This window comes from Gilliamella sp. Pas-s25 (assembly GCF_009795885.1).
GTDB lineage: Bacteria > Pseudomonadota > Gammaproteobacteria > Enterobacterales > Orbaceae > Gilliamella.
Map to the genome: position 1 here is coordinate 1 of NZ_WTEV01000076.1, position 867 is coordinate 867.

An 867-nucleotide genomic window follows, 5' to 3' on the forward strand; every position below is an offset into this window, starting at 1 on the left:
GGGTGTTTTTTTAAGGCTTCTAATGCTTGTTCTTCATTAAAAGATACATCGTCTTGAGACAATTTTTCCCCTCTTTTTACCGCTAGGCCATAAACAGCTCTATCTTGCTCTTTTGTGCACTTCCAACAAGGAAAAAATCCGAGCAAACGTTCAAACTCAGTAACTATTCCTTTAAAATCAATCAAATCAAAAATATAATCGGGTAAATCACTTACTTCATTTTCGCCAATGACTTTTTCGGCCCAACGATTGACCTCATCCATATTGATAACACCAGATAATAAACAATCATATACAAAACCAATAGTTTGATCATTGCCTTTTACTAATCCTAACATATTTATTTCCCCTTAGATAATGCTTCGCCACCTATATGGCCTGTTTTTAAATGTTGTTTTGATGGAACCAGTTGCATTCTATTTTCCGCGTTTTCGACAATAAGGTTACCAAAGCGGTTATAGTCAAAGTGTTTGTCACTAAAAAAGGTCAGGCGGTTGCCTGTAATGCCACAATACTGTATTTTTAAGTTTGCATAAAAAAGCAGAAAATTAGATAACTCTTTTCTGCTTATCAGCTTAGCGAACATCCTAACCATTCTTCTTATAGTAGCGATATAAGTTGATGGATAAAATGATTAAAGATCGATAAATGGGAATGTTTCCCTGAACAATTTTTCGATTTCTGGGTGTTTTTTCAAGGCTTCTAATGCTTGTTCTTCATTAAAAGATACATCGTCTTGAGACAATTTTTCCCCTCTTTTTACCGCTAGGCCATAAACAGCTCTATCTTGCGCTTTTGTGCACTCCCAAGAAGGAAACAAACCGATCAATCTTCGTAATTCTGTTACTTCTCCTTTAAAATCAATTA

Annotated in this window: 3 protein-coding genes; all 3 read right to left on the reverse strand. The window is 35.1% G+C overall.

All coding sequences use genetic code 11. From position 1 onward, the window contains the following. A partial coding sequence (locus GQ593_RS13375; protein WP_160432468.1) for a hypothetical protein occupies window positions 1–338 on the reverse strand: 338 nt, incomplete at its 3' end. 2 nt (window positions 339–340) lie between these two features. After that, window positions 341–586 (reverse strand): HNH endonuclease, encoded by a 246-nt coding sequence (locus GQ593_RS13380; protein ID WP_160432469.1) that lies wholly within the window; start codon window positions 584–586, stop codon window positions 341–343. Between the two features lie 48 nt (window positions 587–634). Then, window positions 635–867: hypothetical protein (locus GQ593_RS13385; protein WP_160432470.1), on the reverse strand; the 233-nt coding region annotated here is incomplete at its 5' end.

Coding starts and splice junctions, on each gene's coding strand:
- GQ593_RS13380 (WP_160432469.1), bottom strand. CDS start 586: ATGTTCGCTAAGCTGATAAGCAGAAAAGAGTTATCTAATTTTCTGCTT.